The organism is Streptomyces sp. M41(2017) (assembly GCF_002078175.1).
In the GTDB taxonomy this organism is placed as follows: domain Bacteria; phylum Actinomycetota; class Actinomycetes; order Streptomycetales; family Streptomycetaceae; genus Streptomyces.
In genome coordinates, this window is the sequence record NZ_MWFK01000002.1 from 959,107 (window position 1) to 976,881 (window position 17,775).

Consider the following 17,775-nt stretch of genomic DNA (forward strand, 5'->3'; position numbering starts at 1 on the left):
CTCAGTCCACCAGAGCCTGCGTCCCGAGGACGCCGAGGAGGGCGACGCGTTCGGCGTCCCGCGTGCCGGGCTCGGCCGTGTAGACCATGATCCGCAGGTCGTTGCCGGCGACGCCCAGCACGTCGCAGTCCAGCGTCACCGCACCCACCTGCGGATGGTCGACGGTCTTGCGCGCGGCCTCGTGGTGGGCGACGGCGCCGGAGTCCCACAGCTCCGCGAACCGGGCGCTCGCCGCCCGCAGGTCGGCGATCAGCCGGCGCAGGCCCTGATCGGCCGGATAGCGGCTCGCCGTCACGCGCAGGTCCGCCGCGAGCGTCGCCTCGAAGGTCCGCCGTTCCTCCGGCGTGTGCCGGACGCGGCTGCCGGGGCCGACGAAGTTGCGCCAGACGCCGTTGCGTTCGTTTCCGCGCCATCCCGAGGGGTCGCCCAGCAGGGCGGCGTAGAGCGGGTTGGCCAGCAGCAGGTTCCACGCCGCGTCGAACACCGCGACGGGTGTCCCCGCCAGCCGGTCCAGCATCCGGTGGACGCCCGGTGTGATGTGGGTGGGCACCATGCCCCGGCCCGGCGGGACGAGTCCCGCCACGTGGAAGAGGTGCTCGCGCTCCGCCGCGGTCACCCGCAGCGCCCGTCCGAGGGCTTCGACGACCTGCTCCGAGGGGTTGGCGGCCCGGCCCTGTTCCAGCCGGGTGATGTAGTCGACCGAGATCCCCGCGAGGAGGGCCAGCTCCTCGCGGCGCAGGCCCGCGGCGCGCCGGTGGCCGCCGCCGGGCAGTCCCGCCGCCTCCGGGGAGACCCGGTCGCGCCAGAGCCGTACCGTCCGCCCGAACTCGGTGCTCGCCATGCCCTCAACTGTGCACCCAGGCGCGGTCGGGTGCCTGGTACCGGGAGTCCCAGGAAGACGGGACGCCTGGCTGTCGGCACCACGCCGACCGATGCTGGGTCCATGACCACCACATTGATCACCGGAGCGAACAAGGGTCTCGGCTTCGAGACCGCCCGCCGACTCGTCGCGGCGGGCCACACCGTCTACGTGGGCAGCCGCGACGCGGAGCGGGGGCGCCGCGCCGCCGGGGAACTGGGGGCGCGCCCCCTCCTCATCGACGTCACCGACGACGCCTCCGTCGCCGCTGCGGCGAAGACCGTCGAGGCCGAGGGCGGCCTGGACGTCCTGATCAACAACGCCGGCATCGAGGGGCGCGGCGAGGGCAACGGCGTGATCGGTGCCGCCGACACGACCGCGGACACGATGCGCGAGCTGTTCGAGACGAACGTCTTCGGCCTGGTCCGCGTCACCCATGCCTTCCTGCCGCTCCTCCGGCGGTCCGCCGCCCCCGTCATGGTGAACGTCAGCAGCGGCCTGGCCTCCCTGACGGGGATGAGCGACGCCGCCTCGCCCGGCCACTTCTACCCGGGCATCGCGTACCCCGCCTCCAAGACGAGCGTCAACATGATCACCGTGCAGTACGCGAAGGCGTTCCCCGACATCCGGGTCAACGCCGTGGAACCCGGCTTCACGGCCACCGACCTCAACGGCAACACCGGGGTCCAGACCGTGGAGCAGGGCGCCGAGATCATCGTCCGTATGGCACGCCTCGGCCAGGACGGCCCGACCGGCGGGTACTTCGACGCGCAGGGCCCGCTCCCCTGGTGACACCGCACGTCCGGCGGACTCCGCCCCCCCCCGAATGGAACACCCATTCGAATATGGAGGTACGCTGGCCGTATGGCCATGCACCTCCAGGGCTCGCTCTTCGACCAGACGGACGAGCTGCACCTGGGTCCGCTGAACGGGACGCGCCGCACCACGCTGGGTGCCGGCGCCTGGATCGACCTGCTGCCGGGCTGGCTCGGCGGGGCGGACGAGCTGTTCGCCCGGCTCTCCGCCGAGGTGCCGTGGCGGGCCGAACGCCGCCAGATGTACGAGCAGGTGGTCGACGTCCCCCGGCTGCTCTCGTACTACCGGGCGGGCGACGCACTGCCGCACCCGGCTCTCGACGAGGCACGCGACGCGCTGTCCGCCCACTACGCCGGAGAACTCGGCGAGCCCTTCACCACGGCGGGCCTCTGCTACTACCGGGACGGCCGCGACAGCGTGGCCTGGCACGGGGACCGGATCGGCCGGGGAGCGCGGGAGGACACGATGGTCGCCATCCTCTCCGTGGGCGCACCGCGCGACCTGCTGCTGCGGCCCCGGGGTGGCGGCGGGACCGTGCGGCGGCCGCTGGGCCACGGCGACCTCGTCGTGATGGGCGGTTCCTGCCAGCGCACCTGGGAGCACGCGATCCCCAAATCGGCGCGGGCGACGGGCCCCCGCATCAGCATCCAGTTCCGGCCCACCGGCGTGAACTGACCCGGCGCCGCCCCGACCCGGTCCCTCAGGGGGCGAGCTGGGCCTGCACCGCCGGCGCGTACCGGTCGACGATGTCGTCGACGGAGGTGGCCCGCAGATGGGTGCCGCGCGCGATGCCGTACATCACGCCGAGGCCGAGCAGGGTGCTCACGGCGAGTTCGGCGCGCAGGCCCGCCCCCGGTCCGCTCAGCCGCTCCGCGAGACGCTCACTGACCTGGGTACGGAAGTTGGCGCGCAGTATGTCGCCCTGCTCCCCCTGGAGCGGGGCGAAGACGATCCGCAGGACGGGGTCGGCGCCCCGTTGCGTCTGGCCTTCGAGGAGGTGCCGGACCATGTGCCGGCCCAGCTCCTCCAGCGGGGCGTCGAGCAGGGCGTCGGCGTCGGACTCGAAGGACATCACGCGGGCGAACAGGGCGTCCTTGTTGCCGAAGTACTTCAGGATCAGCGGCGCGCTCACCCCGGCCCGGTCGGCGACCGCCTTGAGCGTGATGTCCGCGTGCGCGTGCCGGGCGAGCAGATACCGGGCCGCGCGCAGGATGGCCGCCCTGCTGGCCTCGGCGTCACGGCGGGGCGCCGCGGGGGCGGCGACCGTGCCCCCGGCCGGCGTCCCGGCGCCCGGCCGGTCGCCGGGCCCCGGGACGGTCGCGGGCGCGGTCAGGCCGGTGGGGGGCGTGGTCACGGTGCTCAGGCTCCTTCGAGGGCCTCGTCGCGGGACGCGCCGGTACGGCTGCCGGTGCGCGGGGTCACGCGTGAGGCGGGGTCGGTGGGGATCGACAGGGCGGCCGCGCAGGCCACCAGTGCGACCGTACCCGCCATGGCGAAGGCCAGCAGATAGCCGTGCAGCGTCGGTATCGGGGCACCGGCGACGAGACTCGTGTGGTGGACGAGTACGGCGGCCACCGCGGCGCTGCACACCGCCTGCCCGATCGTGCGCATCAGGACGTTGACGCCGTTGGCGGACGCGGTCTGGCCCGCCGGAACGGCGCGCAGGATGAGGGTCGGCAGGGCGGAGTACGCGAACGTGGTGCCGATCGCGCAGACCGTGGCTCCGATGATGATCATCCACAGGTCGCGGCTGTCCAGGATCCGTATCGCGTAGCCGGAGGCGATGATCGCGGTGCCGAGGGCCAGCGTGACGCGCGGGCCGCGCGCCGCCGAGATACGCGCCGAGACGGGTGACAGGAAGAGCATGGTCACTCCGCCGGGCAGCAGGCACAGGCCGGTCGCCACGATGGACAGCCCCAGGCCGTAGCCGGTGGCCTCGGGCGCCTGCACGAGCTGGGCCGTGACCAGGGAGTTGCCGTAGAAGGCGAACCCGGTGAGCAGGGCGGCGATGTGGGGCAGGGCGACACGCGGACGGGCGGCCAGCCTCAGGTCGACGAGGGGGCTCACGGCCCGCAGCTGCTGCCGCACCCACACGGTGAGGATCACGGCGCAGGCGGCGAACAGTCCGAGGATGCTCGGACTGGTCCAGCCCCAGGTGCCGCCCTGCGACACGGCGAGGAGCAGGCACACCAGACCGGCGGCCAGACCCATCGCTCCCAGGGTGTCGAAACGGCCGGGTTCGCGCACCGGGGACTCGCGCACCGCCCACCAGGCGAGCGTGAGTCCGACGACGCCGAGGGCGGTCGTGGCCCAGAACATCACGTGCCAGTTCGCGTACTGGACGATGAGGGCGGCGAGCGGGAGACCGAGTGCCGCGCCGATGCCCACCGTGGAGCTCATCAGGGCGACGGCGGAACCGGTGCGCTCGGGCGGCAGTTCGTCCCGCAGGATGCTGATCGACAGGGGTACGACGGCCGCCGCCGCGCCCTGGAGCGCCCGCGCCACGATCAGGATGCCGATGTCCGAGGTGAGCGCGCACATCAGCGAGCCGACCGTCATCAGCCCGAGGGCCATCAGCAGGACACGCCGCTTGCCGTACATGTCACCGGCGCGGCCGAGGACAGGGGTCAGTACCGCTCCGGAGAGGAGGGTCGCGGTGACCATCCAGGAGACCGCACCCGCAGAGGCGCCGGTGAGCCGGGGAAGGTCGGGCAGCAGCGGGACGACCACCGTCTGCATGACGGCCATCAGGATCCCGCCGAACGCGAGGACGGGAATCGCGAGCCGCTCGCGCAGAGCCGCCATGAACACTCCAGGAGTAGGCATGAAAAAGGGGTGAATGACAATTCACCTTACCGGTGAATTGTCATTCACCCCAAGCCGTGCCGTCCCTTCCACAGCGAAAGGAGGGCCGCCCCTGCCGGGACGGCCCTCCTCCTCGGCCGCCGTGCCGGCCTCCGCGCCGCCCTACCGGTGCGAGCGGGCCTGCACGCTCCGGGCCACCTTGGGGCCGAGCCAGCGCTTGAAGCGGCGCAGCGCCTCCAGCCGTCCGGCCGCGCGGTCGATCCGGTAGTAGAGCTGCGGCGGGACGTACGGCAGGAGCGGCGAGTGCCGCTGGCCGAGCAGCGCGAACATCTGGGCCGGTGGCAGACGGATGTAGCGCGGCAGGTTCTCGTACCACTGGGCGCTGTGCCGGGCGGCGCTCTGCACCGGCAGGAGTTCCGCCCTGCGCTCACGCCCGTAGGCGTCGAGGGCGGTCTCCAGGTCCGCGTGCCCCTTCAGCGCGCGGGCCAGCGCGATGGCGTCCTCCAGGGCGAGGGTGGTGCCCGCGCCGATGGAGTAGTGGGTGGTGTGCGCGGCGTCGCCGAGCAGGACGAGGTTGCCGCGGTGCCAGGTGCGATTCGTCAGGGTCCGGAAGGTGAGCCACTGGGCGGCCCCGTCCGGCTGCGCCCGGCCGATCAGTCCGTGCCCGTCGAGCAGGTCGGCGAAGAGTTTCTCCAGGAGGGCGAGACCGTCGGCCTCGCTCGCCGCGTCGAGCCCGAGGCCGGTCCAGGTCTCCGGGGAGCATTCGACGACCAGCGTGCTGCGGTCGTCGCCGAACCGGTAGGCGTAGCACCACACCCAGCCGTGGTCCGTCTCCACGAAGGAGAAGGTGAAGGAGTCGAAGACCCGGGTGGTGCCGAGCCAGACGTAGTAGTTGCTCCCGACGGCGGTCTCCGTGCCGAAGTGATCGGCATGGCGCTCGCGCAGGGCGCTGTTGACGCCGTCCCCGGCGACGACGAGGTCGGCGTCGGGCAGCTCGTCGGGGGTGATCTCCCGTTCGTACTCGACGCGCACCCCGAGCGATCGGGCCCGCTCGGCGAGCAGGTCGAGCATGCGGCGGCGGCCGATGCCGAATCCCTCGTCGCCGGGATGGACCGTGGTCCGGTCGCCGACATGGGCGACTCCGTCGTTCCAGCAGACCGAGTTCTCGCGGACCGCGAGGGCGGACACGGGGTCGCCCTCACGCAGTTTGTCGAGCAGGCCCGCCCAGTAGGTCACGCCCCAGCCGTACGTGGATCCGGCCGGGTTCCGCTCATGGACGGTGATGTCATGGGACGGATCCTGGAGCTTCATCAGGATCGAGAAATACAGGCTTGCGGGTCCGCCACCGACGCACGCGATCTTCACGCGCACTCCCCTATGTTGCACAAAGCGGTCAATTGATCACGAAGAGTAGCAGGGCTCGGCGCACCGGGAGTTCACGCCAGTTCACGGGGGTGATCGCCGCCACTCGGCGCGGCCCACCACAGCAAGATCATCGACAACGGGCCGGTCCGCCGCAGGATTTGCTTCGGTGCCGCGTCGCGAGCGCCCCCGGCAGCAAGATCATCTTCGTTCAATCTTGCACGACATGTGTGTGAATGTCCTGATCGCAGCCAACCGACATTCGGCGATTTCTCCCGCTGTTTGACGATCCGATAGGCATACCGGGTCAGCAACTCAGCCGATTCCAGGAGCAGTCCGCATGCCGGAACTCACCCGCCGCCGCGCCCTCGGGGCGGCCGCCGCCCTCGCCACGGCCGCCGGGGCCCAGGCCCTCACCACCTCGTCGGCGTTCGCCTCCCCCACGGGGACGACAGCCGACGAGCACCACCACGGCGGACCCGAGGTCTTCGACGAGGTCTTCCGGGGGCGCCGGATAGAAGGCCGTCCGGTCACCGGGGGCGGCCACCACCACGGCGGCGGATACGCCGTGTTCATCGACGGCGTTGAACTGCACGTGATGAGCAACGCCGACGGCAGCTGGATCAGCGTCGTCAGTCACTACGACCCCGTGCCGACCCCGCGTGCCGCCGCCCGCGCCGCCGTCGTCGAGCTGCAGGGGGCACCGCTCGTGCCCTTCGCCGCCAACTGAACCACCCAGCAAGCAGATCGTGGAGTCCCGCACATGACCGTACGCAAGAACCAGGCGAGCCTGACCACGGACGAGAAGCGGCGTTTCGTCGACGCGCTGGTCCAGCTCAAACGCAGTGGCCGGTACGACGCCTTCGTCACGACGCACAACGCCTTCATCCTCGGCGACACCGACAACGGCGAGCGCACCGGCCACCGTTCACCGTCGTTCCTGCCCTGGCACCGCAGATTCCTGCTGGAGTTCGAGCGGGCCCTGCAGTCCGTGGACGCCTCGGTGGCGCTCCCGTACTGGGACTGGACCGCCGACCGCACCACGCGCTCCTCGCTGTGGGCACCCGACTTCCTCGGGGGCACCGGACGCAGCCTCGACGGCCGGGTGATGGACGGCCCGTTCGCCGCCGCGGCCGGCAACTGGCCGGTCTCCGTGCGCGTGGACACCCGGACCTATCTGCGTAGGTCGCTGGGGACCGGGGTGCGTGAGCTGCCCACCCGCGCCGAGGTCGAGTCGGTGCTGTCGATGCCGACGTACGACATGGCGCCCTGGAACAGTGCCTCGGACGGGTTCCGCAACCACCTGGAGGGGTGGCGGGGCGTCAATCTGCACAACCGGGTGCACGTCTGGGTGGGCGGGCAGATGGGCACCGGCGTCTCCCCGAACGACCCGGTCTTCTGGCTCCACCACGCCTACATCGACAAACTGTGGGCGCGGTGGCAGCGCCTGCACCCGGCCTCCGGGTACGTGCCGGTCGCTGGCACGCCGAACGTCGTCGACCTGGACGAGACGATGAAGCCGTGGAACGACGTGCGGCCGTCGGACCTGCTGGACCACACGGCGTTCTACACGTTCGACACGGACTGACGCCGAGGCGCCGTCAGGCGTTGCCGGACGCCTCGGCGCGGCACTCCGGGTGGCCCCAGCCCTGGTCGTTCTTCGCGATGGTCTCGCCCGCGGCGTAGGAGCGCCCGCAGACGCAGCGGCCGGGGAATTTCGCCTTGAGGGTGCGGGCCGACCCGCCCTGCCGGGGCGTCTTCGCGGCGGTGCGGCGGCGGGCCGGCGCGGAGGAGACCGGGGTGTCGGGGGACGCCGGCGGCTCCGCGGAGCCGAGGTCGCTTCCCGCGGGCTGCTGCACGACGGCGGCCTGGCTGGCGGCGCGGTCGGCGAAGTCGTTCAGCCGGTCGCCGTCGACCTGGTGGGCGGGGACGTAGCGGAACTCCACGCTGCGGCCGGTGAGCAGTTCGTCGATGCGGGCGACGAGTTCCTGGTTGGCGACGGGCTTGCCGGCCGCCGTCTTCCAGCCCTTGCGCTTCCAGCCGGGCAGCCAGGTCGTGACCGCCTTCATCGCGTACTGGGAGTCCATCCGGATCTCCAGCGGGACATCGGGCGCGACCGCCGTCAACAGGCGTTCCAACGCCGTCAGTTCGGCGACATTGTTGGTGGCCGTGCCGAGCGGTCCCGCCTCCCAGCGGGTCGGGGTCTCGTCCCCGTCGGCGACGACCCAGGCCCATGCGGCAGGGCCCGGGTTTCCCTTCGAGGCCCCGTCACAGGCGGCCACAACACGTTCAGGCATGGCCCCGATCATGCCACGCCCGGGCGGTGCCCCCGCGCACGGGCGGCGGGCTCAGGGCAGCGCCGGGTGGCCCGCGCCGGCCAGCAGGCGCAGGCCGAGCGGCGTGGCCGCGTGCAGCACGTACTTCCCGTCGCGGTGGCTGGCCACGAGCCCTCCGTCGCGCAGGACACCGATCTGGTAGCTGGCGCTGGGCATCGCGATGCCGATGGCCTGGGCGACGTCGGAGGTGGTGCGGGATCCGCCGAAGGCGACCTCGGTGAGGACGGCGGTCCGGGTGCGGCCCAGCAGGCGTTCGACACCGCCCTCCGCGTTCCGCGCGATGGTCAGGGGCACCTTCTCCACCGGGTAGACCAGCACGGGATCGAGGCCGGGGTCGGCCAGCGCGGTCGGGCGGCGCCAGCAGAAGAACGACGGGACGAGGAGCAGTCCGCGTCCCTCCAGGTGCAGGTCGCGCTCGGTGGGATAGTCCACTTCGAGGACCGGGGCCCGCCAGTGGGCCATCGGGCGCAGCCCCTCCAGGAGTGCCTGTGTGCCGCCGTCCAGGACCGTCCGGGAGCGCGCGTCGACATCGTTGCCGACGGCTGTTCGGATGTGCGTCCAGTACGGCTGGAGGAGGGTCCGGAAGTAGGCGGAGAGCGCCGCTGTCAGGGAGGTGAGGGTGTCGCCGCCGGGGCGGCCGAGCGAGGTCGTCCACGTCGGCAGCGGTCGGGAGTCGGCGAGCCGGGTCAGGTCGCGGGTGAGCCGGTGGCGCGGGGTTCCGTGCAACGCGTCGAGGCCGGCCTGCAGTCCCTCTCCGGTGACCGGCGGGGTGAGGAAGTCCGGGATGTATCCGGCCGCAGGGATCAGGGACCGTAAAGGGCGCAGCGCGCGGCCCGCGAGCGCGTCCGTGGCGAGGCGGTCGCGGGCCGCGCGCCGCCAGTGCCCGAAGTCCAGCGGTCCTTCTCCGGTCTCCAGCCGGCAGACGCTGCAGACCAGTTCCCACAAGGGATCGGGCTGCCGGGCGACGCGTACGTTCTGCAGGTCCTGCGAGGTGAAATGGATGCGCAGCATGCGGACTCTTTCGCTCGCCGTCCTGGTGGGGGGTCCGGCCGCCCGGAGGCGGCACGGTCACAAGGAGGGACGATTACCGCATGCGTGTGGTTGCCCACGCGGACGAAAGCGTCAGGACACGTCCGTCATCCCGGGCATCTCACCCTGGGTCGTGGACATGTCGATCACGGAGAACGACGCGCCCTGCGGGTCGCTGATCGCCGCGAACCGGCCGAAGGGACTGTCCATGGGACCGAAGCGCAGGACACCGCCGCGCGCGGTCGCCCGGGCCACCGCCTCGTCGCAGTCGTCGACGCCGAAGTACACGTTGACGTACGGCGGCACCTCGGGCGGGAAGTCGTCCGTCATCGTCATCCGTCCGAGGACGGGGTTGCCCTGGAGGCTGAAGACGCGGAAGTCGACGTTGTCGTCCTCCACCTGCTGGGCGGCGAAGGGGAAGACGGCGGGGAAGAACGGGTCCGACTTGCCGGGGTCGCGGGTGAAGACCTCGGCCCAGGCGTACGCTCCCGGCTCGCCGATCTTCTCGAAGCCCTCGTGGACGCCCGCCTGCCAGACGCCGAAGACCGCGCCGCTGGGGTCGCGGGCCAGCGTCATGGTGCCGAAGTCGCCGACCTGCATCGGCTCCATGAGCACCTCGCCGCCGTTGGCCTTGATCTTCTCGGCGGTCGCGGCCGCGTCCGGGGAGGCGAGGTACAGGCACCAGGCGGACTGGCCCTCCTGCCCGGGCATCGGCGGCACGACGGCGGCCACCGCCTTGCCGTCGGAGAAGGCCTGCGTGTAGTTGCCGTACTCCGAGGACGCCTCGCCGAACGTCCAGCCGAGCACGTCACCGTAGAAACTCTTGGCCCCCTCGACATCGCTGAACATCGCGTCCGCCCAACAGGGCGTTCCTTCAGGCTGTACGGCCATGACCAGTACCTTCTCCGGTTCGGTGAACGGTTCCGTTGTTCACGCTAGCCAGGCTTCGCGCGGGTCGCGCGCCGAGCGGCCGGTGCCGCCACGCCCCTCGGCCCGGCGGGCGGGCGCGGCGCGCCGCCGCCGGTGTGCGGCGGCGGCACCCGGCCCGCGCGGTCCGCGCCGGAGCCGGGTCCCGGACGCGGGTGTACCCGACGGCCGGCCTGGGGAGAGAGCGCTTGCTCCTGCTTGCTCCCTGCTCGCCCACTGGAGGGGACCACCGCCGATGGCGTCGTCCGAGAAACCGCTCGACCACCGTTACCGGGACGAGCATCCGATCCGCACCCTCGCCTATCTGTTCCGCGCCGACCGTGGCCGGCTCGCGGCGGCGTTCCTCGTCTTCACCGTCAAGCACAGCCCGCTGTGGCTGCTGCCGCTGATCACCGCGACCATCATCGACACCGTCGTGCAGCACGGGCCGGTGACCCGGATCTGGGCGAGCGCCGGGGGCATCCTGCTCATCCTCCTGGTCAACATCCCGATGCACCTGCTGTACGTGCGGCTGCTCTACGGCAGCGTGCGCCGCATGGGCACGGACCTGCGCTCGGCGCTGTGCACCCGGATGCAGCAGTTGTCCATCGGCTACCACTCGCGGGTCAGCGCGGGCGTCCTGCAGGCCAAGGTGATCCGCGACGTGGAGACCGTGGAGCAGATGGTGCAGCAGACCGCCGAGACGGGACTCGGCGCGCTCACCGTCCTCACGGGCGGTCTCGTCGTGATCGCCGTGCGCACACCGGAGTTCGTGCCGGTCTTCCTGTGCGTGGTGCCGGTCGCAGCCCTGCTCGTGGCCCGGCTGCGGACGCGGCTGCGCACCCAGAACGAGCACTTCCGGCACGAGGTCGAGCATCTGTCGTCGCGCGTGACGGAGATGACCCGGCTGATACCCGTCACCCGGGCCCACGGTCTGGAGGGGAAGGCGCTGCGCCGGGTGGACGGCACCCTGCGCCAGGTGCTCAGTTCCGGGCTGCGCCTCGACCTGCTCAACGGCCGGTTCGCGTCCCTGGCCTGGGTGTTCCTGAACGCTGTCGGGGTCCTCTTCCTGACGGGCGCCGCGCTGGTGTCCTACTACGGGTACTGGAGTGTGACGCCCGGCGACGTCGTGATGCTCAGCGCCTTCCTGACCACGCTCACCACCTCCACGACGACCCTCGCGGGGCTCGCGCCGGTCATCACCAAGGGCCTGGAATCGGTGCGTTCGGTCGGCGAGGTGCTCCAGGCGCCCGAACTGGAGGACAACGAGGGCAAGTCGGAGGTCGGCTCGGTGCGCGGTGAGGTGGCCTTCGAGGGAGTGGGCCACACCTACTCGGAGGGTCCGGGACGCGAGCACGAGGAAGGGCGGCCCGCCGTACGGGACTTCACCCTCAGGGTCGCTCCCGGGGAGACCGTGGCGCTGGTGGGCGCCTCGGGCGCGGGCAAGTCCACGGTGCTCAACCTGGTCATCGGGTTCATCCGTCCCACCTCGGGCCGGTTGCTGCTCGACGGCATCGACATGGCCGGCCTGGACCTGCGCACCTACCGGCGGTTCGTGTCGGTCGTGCCGCAGGAGTCGATCCTCTTCGACGGGACGGTCCGCGAGAACGTCGCCTACGGCATGGACGACGCCGGTGACGACGCGGTGCGCACGGCTCTGCGCGACGCCAACGCCCTCGAGTTCGTCGACCGGCTGCCGCAGGGGCTCGACACCCTGGTGGGCGAGCACGGGGCCCGACTGTCCGGGGGCCAGCGGCAGCGGCTGGCCATCGCGCGGGCGCTGATCCGCGATCCCCGGGTCCTCATCCTGGACGAGGCGACCTCCGCCCTCGACACCCGTTCCGAGGCGCTCGTCCAGCAGGCGCTGGCGCGGCTGCTGCGGGGCCGCACCACGTTCGTCGTGGCGCACCGCCTGTCGACCGTCCAGGGCGCCGACCGCATCGTGGTCATGGACGACGGGGCGATCCGGGAGACCGGTTCGCACGAGGAGCTGATCCGCCGGGGTGGCGCGTACACGGCGCTGCACTCGGGACAACTCGCCTGACCCGCGCGGGGCGCCGTCCACCGGCGCCCCCGGTCCGGGCCGATGCGGCGGCCGCCGGGTCCTGGGCCGCGGCTACTCCCCCGCGTAGGCCTTCTCCAGGGCCGCGAGGTCGAGCTTGGACATCTGGAGCATCGCCCGGGTCGTACGGGTGGCCTTCTGCGGGTCCGGGTCGGCGATGAGGTCGATGAGCCGGGCGGGGACGACCTGCCAGGACAGGCCGTACTTGTCCTTGACCCAGCCGCAGGGGCCCGCCTCACCGCCGTCGCCGATGAACCTGTTCCAGTAGTGGTCGACCTCCTCCTGGTCGGCGCAGTGGATCTGGAAGGAGATCGCCTCGTCGAACGTGAACTGGGGTCCGCCGTTGATCGCGACGAACTTCTGGCCGTTGGCCACGAACTCGGCGGCCAGCACGGAGCCCGCGGGACCGGGCCCCGCCTCGGTGTAGCGGCCGATCCTGCCGAGTTCCGAGTTCTTGAACACCGAGACGTAGTAGTGGGCGGCCTCCTCGGCCTGGCCGTCGAACCACAGACTCGTGGTGAAACCGTCGGCGGGCATGCTTACCTCCTCGGGCGGGAAAACGTCGTCACCACTGTCGACCGGTCCGCGTCCGAAAACTCATCTGCCGCGCGGCCACGCGTTCACCCGGGACACGAACGGGCGCCTCGCCCACCGGCCGCCACCGCCCGTCACCGCCCGCAGGCGATGCGCCATCGGGGCCCGACGTGGGAAAACCTCTTGCCGGACGGGTCTCGGACGGCGTTAGCATCCGCGGACATGAATCTCAGCGACACCCCCGGCGACCCCGGCCCCCGCGCTCTCCCCGCGCTGCTCCCCTTCCGCCTCGACATCCCGCAGAGCGACCTGGACGACCTGCACCAGCGCCTCGACCGCACCCGCTGGCCCGACGAACTCCCCGGGGTCGGCTGGGCCTACGGAGTTCCCCGGGACTACCTCCGGGAACTCGTCCGGTACTGGCGGCACGACTACGACTGGCGGGCGGCCGAGGCCCGTCTCAACGCATGGCCCCAGTTCACCACCGAGATCGACGGGGCCCACCTGCACTTCGCGCACATCCGGTCCCCGGAGGCCGACGCGACACCCTTGATCATCACGCACGGCTGGCCCGGATCGATCGTCGAATTCACGGACATCGTCGGGCCGTTGACCGATCCCCGCGCACACGGCGGCGATCCGGCCGACGCCTTCCACCTGGTGCTGCCGAGCATCCCCGGATTCGGGCTCTCCGGACCGACCCGCGACACCGGCTGGGAGTTCACCCGGGTCGCCGCCGCCTTCGCCACCCTCATGGAACGCCTGGGCTACCGGCGCTACGGCGCGCAGGGCGGCGACTGGGGCGGGGCCGTCTCACGCGAGCTGGGGCGGGCCCACCCCGATCGGCTGATCGGCGTCCATCTCAACCTGCTGCCCGGCTCGTCCGCCACGACGGAACCGACCGCCGGGGAACTCGCCGCGCTCAGCCCCGAGGAGCGCGAGCGCACACGCGCGTCCTGGCGTCGGGGCCAGGACTGGAACCGCGAGGAGAGCGGCTACGCGGCGATCCAGGCGACCCGGCCCCAGACGCTCGCCTACGCCCTCACCGACTCGCCGGTCGGCCAACTCGCCTGGATCGCGGAGAAGTTCCGGCAGTGGACGGACTCGGGCGACCGCCCCGAGGACGCCGTGGACCGGGACCTGCTGCTCACCGACGTGATGCTGTACTGGCTGACCGGCACGGCCGGTTCGTCCGCACGGATCTACTACGAGCGGGCCCACGCGGACTACTGGGGCAGGCCGCCCGAGCCGTCGGTCGCGCCGACCGCCCTCGCCGTCTTCCCCGAGGAGAACTTCGTCCCGCTGCGGCATGTCGCCGAGCGGACGGACCGGATCGTCCGCTGGACCGAGTTCGACCGGGGCGGCCACTTCGCCGCGATGGAGGAGCCGGACCTGCTCGTCGCGGACGTCCGGGCGTTCTTCCGCGGCCTGCGCACGACCTCCTGAGCGGCGGGTGCAGACCGCCCGGACGGGCCCCTGACCGGCCGACGCGTGGGCCGCGCCGTGCGGCTCTGCCCTCGGCGAATCTGCCGTGGGCCGAGAAAGGGGCACCGGGGGCGCGGGCGGGTCAAGAGTGGAGTGAGCGGCGAAGCACGTCGCGTCACGACCAGCACGACCAGGAGGAACCATGAAGCCACTCGTCACCGGCCGGTCCCCGGCCCTCGCCCCGCGGGCCGAGGAGGGCGACACCCCCGCCACCCGCTTCGACGACCATCTGGCCGCGCAGTTGCTGGGGCAGCGGATCGTCTTCCTCGGCACCCAGGTCGACGAGGTCTCCGCGAACCGGGTCTGCGCCCAGCTGCTCCTGCTGTCCGCGGAGGACGCCCGCACCGACATCGCCCTGTACATCAACAGCCCGGGTGGCTCGGTGACAGCGGGGCTCGCCATCTACGACACGATGCGGCTCATCCCGAACGACGTCTCGACGCTCGTCATGGGATTCGCCGCGAGCATGGGACAGTTCCTGCTCAGTGTGGGGACGCACGGCAAGCGGTTCGCGCTGCCGAACGCGCGGATCATGATGCACCAGCCCTCCGCGGGCATCGGCGGCACCACCGCCGACATCGAGATCCAGGCGCAGAACCTGGAGTTCACGAAGCAGGCGATCGAGCGGATCACCGCGGAGCACACCGGCCAGAGCGAGGAGACGATCTCGCGGGACGGCGACCGCGACCGCTGGTTCACGGCCGAACAGGCCAGGGAGTACGGCATGGTGGACCGGGTGGTGGAGTCCCTCGAGGACGTCCGCCCGGCCGCGTCGCGACGACGGATGGGGCTCTGACATGGGGACGTACACGATTCCGAACGTCGTCGAGCGGACCCCGCAGGGCGAGCGGTCGTACGACGTGTTCAGCCGGCTGCTGTCCGAGCGGATCATCTTTCTCGGCACGGAGATCGACGACGGGGTCGCCAACGTCGTCATCGCGCAACTCCTCCATCTGGAGTCGGCGAGCCCGGAGAGCGAGATCGCCATCTACATCAACTCGCCCGGCGGATCGTTCACTTCGCTCATGGCGATCTACGACACGATGACGTTCGTGCAGGCGCCGATCTCCACGTTCTGTGTCGGGCAGGCCGCCTCGACGGCCGCGGTGCTGCTGGCCGGGGGCGATCCCGGACGGCGGTTCGTGCTGGAGCACGCGCGCGTCCTGCTCGGTCAGCCGGCGAGCGGTGGGCGCCAGGGCACGGTGTCCGACCTCAGCCTCCAGGCCAAGGAGATGCTCCGGATCCGCTCGCAGGTCGAGGAGGTCCTGGCGCGCCACACGCACCACGACCCCGCCACGCTGCGGGCGGACATGGACCGCGACAAGTTCTTCACCGCGCACGAGGCGGTGGAGTACGGGCTGGCGGACGAGGTGCTGAGCCGCCGGCTCGCCCTGGTCTGACCCCGGGGAGCCCCGGGGCCCGGGGTCCGGGCCCCGGACGTCAGGCGGCGATGCACAGGCCGTCGTGGTGGGAGGTCGGGGCGGAGCGGCCCCGGCCGGACACGGCCCCGGGAGCCGCGTGGCGGGTCAACTCCCGCTGGGCCAGCGACAGCAGATCGGTGAGGCCGAGACCGAGGGCGCGCGCCGCGGCCGCGAGGACCTCGGAGGATGCCTCCTTGCGGCCGCGCTCCAGCTCCGAGAGATAGGGCATGGAGATGCGGGCCGCGTCGGCCACGTCCTTGAGCGTGCGCTCCTGCGCCAGCCGCTCGCGGCGCAGGACGTCACCGACGAGGTCGCGCCAGAGCGGCTCCTTGGCCGGCGGCCCCGACGGGACGGGCCGCGGCGCATGGAGCGGCCACGGCTCCCGGGGTGTCCGGACCGGGGCGTCGGCCGTGGCCAGGCTCCGGGAAGGCCCCGTGGCACGGGCCTCGTTCGGGGTCCTGGCCGCAGCCGGACGCAGCGGGATGACGCGGGCTTCGTTCGGCACGTGGTCGCTCACCCCTCCAGCCTAGGAGCACCGGGCCGCGGGGGAAGGGCGCGGCGTTGCGCTCTCGGTGAATCCGGCGCTCCGTCGGGCCTTCCGGGGCCCGGCGAGCCGCTCCGGGTGCCGGGGCGGGCCACCTCTCACAGCTCCGGGAAGCCGCCCGACGCCCTCGGCGCCCCACCATTCGTGGTGGACGACGACAGGCCGGAGGAGGCCGACGAGGAGTGGGTGGTCAGGTCGTCGGAGGCCGAGCCGGACGCCGGGGCGGACTCCGTCGCCGTGGACGGGGGCTCGCTGGACGGGGTCTTCGGTGCCTCGGAGGACGGGGCCGACGAGGGCGTCGAGGGTGACGAACTGCCCGGTGAGGAGGACGACGGCGGGCACGAGTCCCCCGCGCCGCACGGGGACGCGGACGTCGACTCGCTCACCGACGGCGAGGGACTCTCCGGCGGGCGGGTCTTCTCGTCGCGGTGGGTGTCGGCGCCCTTGTGCCGGGCGATCCACTCGTTGCTGTCGGGGTCGAAGATGACGAACACGTCGATCACTGTCTTCGAGGGCGCGACGACCACGACGTTCTGCGGCCGGTAGCCCGGCCAGCTGTCACCGGTCGTTTTCGGCGTGCCCTTCTGCGGAACGGGCGGGAGCAGCGGGTTGCCGCAGGCGCAGCGCACCCGGGGCACCCCGTGCGCGTCCACCAGGACGGCCGTCCCGGCCTGGAGGACGGCCTGGTAGGCGGTGGGGGCGCCGGCCCGGTAGCCGTGGTTGGTGACGCGGGTGTCCATGCGCAGCTGTACGGGCGTCAGGGAGCGCAGATAGGCGGGGACCGCGGACGGCTGGATGCCCTCGACGGAGGCGAACGCCTTGTTCTTCGCCGGGTCCGCGTCGAGGGCGCTGATCTGCTTCTCCACGTCGCAACTGGAGACGTTACGGGTACCGCCGTAGAGGCCGGGCGCGGAGCCGCTCACCGCGCGGGTCACGTTCGCGGGTTCCGAAGAGCCCGAGGCGGTCGGTGTCTGCGGTTCGGTGGAACTGTCCTGCGCTGTCGACTCGGTGAACGGGTCGGGCCCCGTCTTGTCGGCGGCCTGGAGGAAGACCTCGCTGCCGGCGTTCTGGGTCCTGCCCGTTCCCCCGCCGCCGCTGCCGCCGTCGCTGCCGGTGAAGACGATGCCGAGGATCACCGCCGCCGCGACGACCCCGGTGATGAGCGCGATGCGCGGTGCCGACTTCCACCAGGGCCGGCCGGGTCCGCCGCCGGTGCCGCCGCCGCCCGGTCCGGACGGACCGCTCGCGCCGCCGGCTCCCGGGTCGCCCGGTCCGTGCCCGCCCGATCCCGGACCGCCCGCTCCACCGCCGGATCCGGAGGCGCCGCTGGGCGGGCCGGACGGCGGGGTGCCGCTGGGCTGCGTGGGGGTCGGCTCGGAGGGGCCTGGCTGCGAGGGGCCCGACAGCGGCCCCGAGGGAGGACCGGTGGGGCGGCCGGAGGACGGCGGTTCGACGCTCACGAGCTCCTCTTCCCGGGGGGAGGGGGCGCCACGACACCCTGCTGGCATGTGCCGTTGTGCACCTATTTGTTCCGCGACGAACCCATTGTGTGCTCCGGTCCCGCGGCGCCCGCAAGCCGACGCGGTCGGCCCTCCCGAGGGGCGGAGCACGCCACC

At 72.3% G+C, this 17,775-nt stretch carries 18 protein-coding genes; 8 read left to right on the forward strand and 10 right to left on the reverse strand.

Annotated elements, in window-relative coordinates; translation table 11 throughout:
- Nucleotide 1 precedes the first annotated feature (1 nt).
- Entirely contained in the window at nt 2-841 is an 840-nt protein-coding gene (locus B0675_RS29840; protein ID WP_081222715.1) for a helix-turn-helix transcriptional regulator, read from the reverse strand.
- A 102-nt stretch (nt 842-943) separates the two neighbouring features.
- Here B0675_RS29840 and B0675_RS29845 point away from each other — a divergent pair, with 102 nt between their 5' ends.
- Nucleotides 944-1,651: an SDR family NAD(P)-dependent oxidoreductase gene (locus B0675_RS29845; protein ID WP_081222716.1), complete on the forward strand. Its 708-nt coding sequence runs from the start codon at nt 944-946 to the stop codon at nt 1,649-1,651.
- 72 nt (nt 1,652-1,723) lie between these two features.
- Nucleotides 1,724-2,350: an alpha-ketoglutarate-dependent dioxygenase AlkB gene (locus B0675_RS29850; RefSeq protein ID WP_081222717.1), complete on the forward strand. Its 627-nt coding sequence runs from the start codon at nt 1,724-1,726 to the stop codon at nt 2,348-2,350.
- Between the two features lie 25 nt (nt 2,351-2,375).
- Here B0675_RS29850 and B0675_RS29855 read toward each other — a convergent pair whose 3' ends face one another.
- The 3 genes from B0675_RS29855 to B0675_RS29865 all read right to left on the reverse strand — a co-directional run bounded on the left by B0675_RS29855 (nt 2,376) and on the right by B0675_RS29865 (nt 5,845).
- Nucleotides 2,376-2,888 carry a TetR family transcriptional regulator gene (locus B0675_RS29855; protein WP_241540108.1) on the reverse strand — a complete coding sequence of 171 codons (513 nt, stop codon included), beginning with the start codon at nt 2,886-2,888 and terminating at the stop codon, nt 2,376-2,378.
- A 146-nt stretch (nt 2,889-3,034) separates the two neighbouring features.
- Nucleotides 3,035-4,501, reverse strand: a complete 1,467-nt coding sequence (locus tag B0675_RS29860) for an MFS transporter (RefSeq protein ID WP_081222718.1) — start codon at nt 4,499-4,501, stop codon at nt 3,035-3,037.
- A 141-nt stretch (nt 4,502-4,642) separates the two neighbouring features.
- On the reverse strand, nt 4,643-5,845 hold the full coding sequence (locus B0675_RS29865) for an FAD-dependent monooxygenase (protein ID WP_179165469.1): 1,203 nt from the start codon (nt 5,843-5,845) through the stop codon (nt 4,643-4,645).
- A 337-nt stretch (nt 5,846-6,182) separates the two neighbouring features.
- Between B0675_RS29865 and B0675_RS29870 the strand changes: the two genes are divergently transcribed.
- A complete protein-coding gene (locus B0675_RS29870) occupies nt 6,183-6,572 on the forward strand; it encodes a tyrosinase cofactor (RefSeq protein ID WP_081222720.1) in 390 nt (129 codons plus the stop codon).
- A 33-nt stretch (nt 6,573-6,605) separates the two neighbouring features.
- Nucleotides 6,606-7,430, forward strand: coding sequence for a tyrosinase family protein (locus B0675_RS29875; protein ID WP_081222721.1), 825 nt, complete (start codon nt 6,606-6,608; stop codon nt 7,428-7,430).
- Between the two features lie 13 nt (nt 7,431-7,443).
- Here B0675_RS29875 and B0675_RS29880 read toward each other — a convergent pair whose 3' ends face one another.
- The 3 genes from B0675_RS29880 to B0675_RS29890 all read right to left on the reverse strand — a co-directional run bounded on the left by B0675_RS29880 (nt 7,444) and on the right by B0675_RS29890 (nt 10,098).
- Nucleotides 7,444-8,151 carry a ribonuclease H gene (locus B0675_RS29880; protein ID WP_081222722.1) on the reverse strand — a complete coding sequence of 236 codons (708 nt, stop codon included), beginning with the start codon at nt 8,149-8,151 and terminating at the stop codon, nt 7,444-7,446.
- A 39-nt stretch (nt 8,152-8,190) separates the two neighbouring features.
- The gene (locus tag B0675_RS29885; RefSeq protein WP_081222723.1) at nt 8,191-9,189 is read right to left on the reverse strand and encodes a helix-turn-helix domain-containing protein; all 999 of its coding nucleotides are present in this window, start codon (nt 9,187-9,189) and stop codon (nt 8,191-8,193) included.
- Between the two features lie 111 nt (nt 9,190-9,300).
- Nucleotides 9,301-10,098, reverse strand: coding sequence for a VOC family protein (locus tag B0675_RS29890; RefSeq protein ID WP_081222724.1), 798 nt, complete (start codon nt 10,096-10,098; stop codon nt 9,301-9,303).
- Between the two features lie 271 nt (nt 10,099-10,369).
- Here B0675_RS29890 and B0675_RS29895 point away from each other — a divergent pair, with 271 nt between their 5' ends.
- Complete coding sequence (locus tag B0675_RS29895; RefSeq protein ID WP_081222725.1) at nt 10,370-12,157, forward strand: ABC transporter ATP-binding protein; 1,788 nt, start codon at nt 10,370-10,372, stop codon at nt 12,155-12,157.
- A gap of 72 nt (nt 12,158-12,229) precedes the next feature.
- On the opposite strand, the gene B0675_RS29900 is transcribed toward B0675_RS29895, so the two are convergent.
- Nucleotides 12,230-12,712, reverse strand: coding sequence for a VOC family protein (locus B0675_RS29900; protein ID WP_081222726.1), 483 nt, complete (start codon nt 12,710-12,712; stop codon nt 12,230-12,232).
- A gap of 219 nt (nt 12,713-12,931) precedes the next feature.
- On the opposite strand from B0675_RS29900, the gene B0675_RS29905 reads away from it, so the two are divergent.
- The 3 genes from B0675_RS29905 to B0675_RS29915 all read left to right on the forward strand — a co-directional run bounded on the left by B0675_RS29905 (nt 12,932) and on the right by B0675_RS29915 (nt 15,594).
- Nucleotides 12,932-14,155 (forward strand): epoxide hydrolase, encoded by a 1,224-nt coding sequence (locus tag B0675_RS29905; protein WP_081222727.1) that lies wholly within the window; start codon nt 12,932-12,934, stop codon nt 14,153-14,155.
- Between the two features lie 181 nt (nt 14,156-14,336).
- On the forward strand, nt 14,337-14,990 hold the full coding sequence (locus B0675_RS29910) for an ATP-dependent Clp protease proteolytic subunit (RefSeq protein ID WP_081222728.1): 654 nt from the start codon (nt 14,337-14,339) through the stop codon (nt 14,988-14,990).
- Nucleotide 14,991: 1 nt separating this feature from the next.
- Nucleotides 14,992-15,594 carry an ATP-dependent Clp protease proteolytic subunit gene (locus B0675_RS29915; RefSeq protein ID WP_081222729.1) on the forward strand — a complete coding sequence of 201 codons (603 nt, stop codon included), beginning with the start codon at nt 14,992-14,994 and terminating at the stop codon, nt 15,592-15,594.
- 40 nt (nt 15,595-15,634) lie between these two features.
- Here B0675_RS29915 and B0675_RS42255 read toward each other — a convergent pair whose 3' ends face one another.
- Both B0675_RS42255 and B0675_RS29925 read right to left on the reverse strand, forming a co-directional pair.
- Nucleotides 15,635-16,132 (reverse strand): helix-turn-helix transcriptional regulator, encoded by a 498-nt coding sequence (locus B0675_RS42255; protein ID WP_081222730.1) that lies wholly within the window; start codon nt 16,130-16,132, stop codon nt 15,635-15,637.
- 125 nt (nt 16,133-16,257) lie between these two features.
- Nucleotides 16,258-17,619, reverse strand: a complete 1,362-nt coding sequence (locus B0675_RS29925) for a DUF6777 domain-containing protein (protein WP_081222731.1) — start codon at nt 17,617-17,619, stop codon at nt 16,258-16,260.
- Nucleotides 17,620-17,775 lie beyond the last annotated feature (156 nt).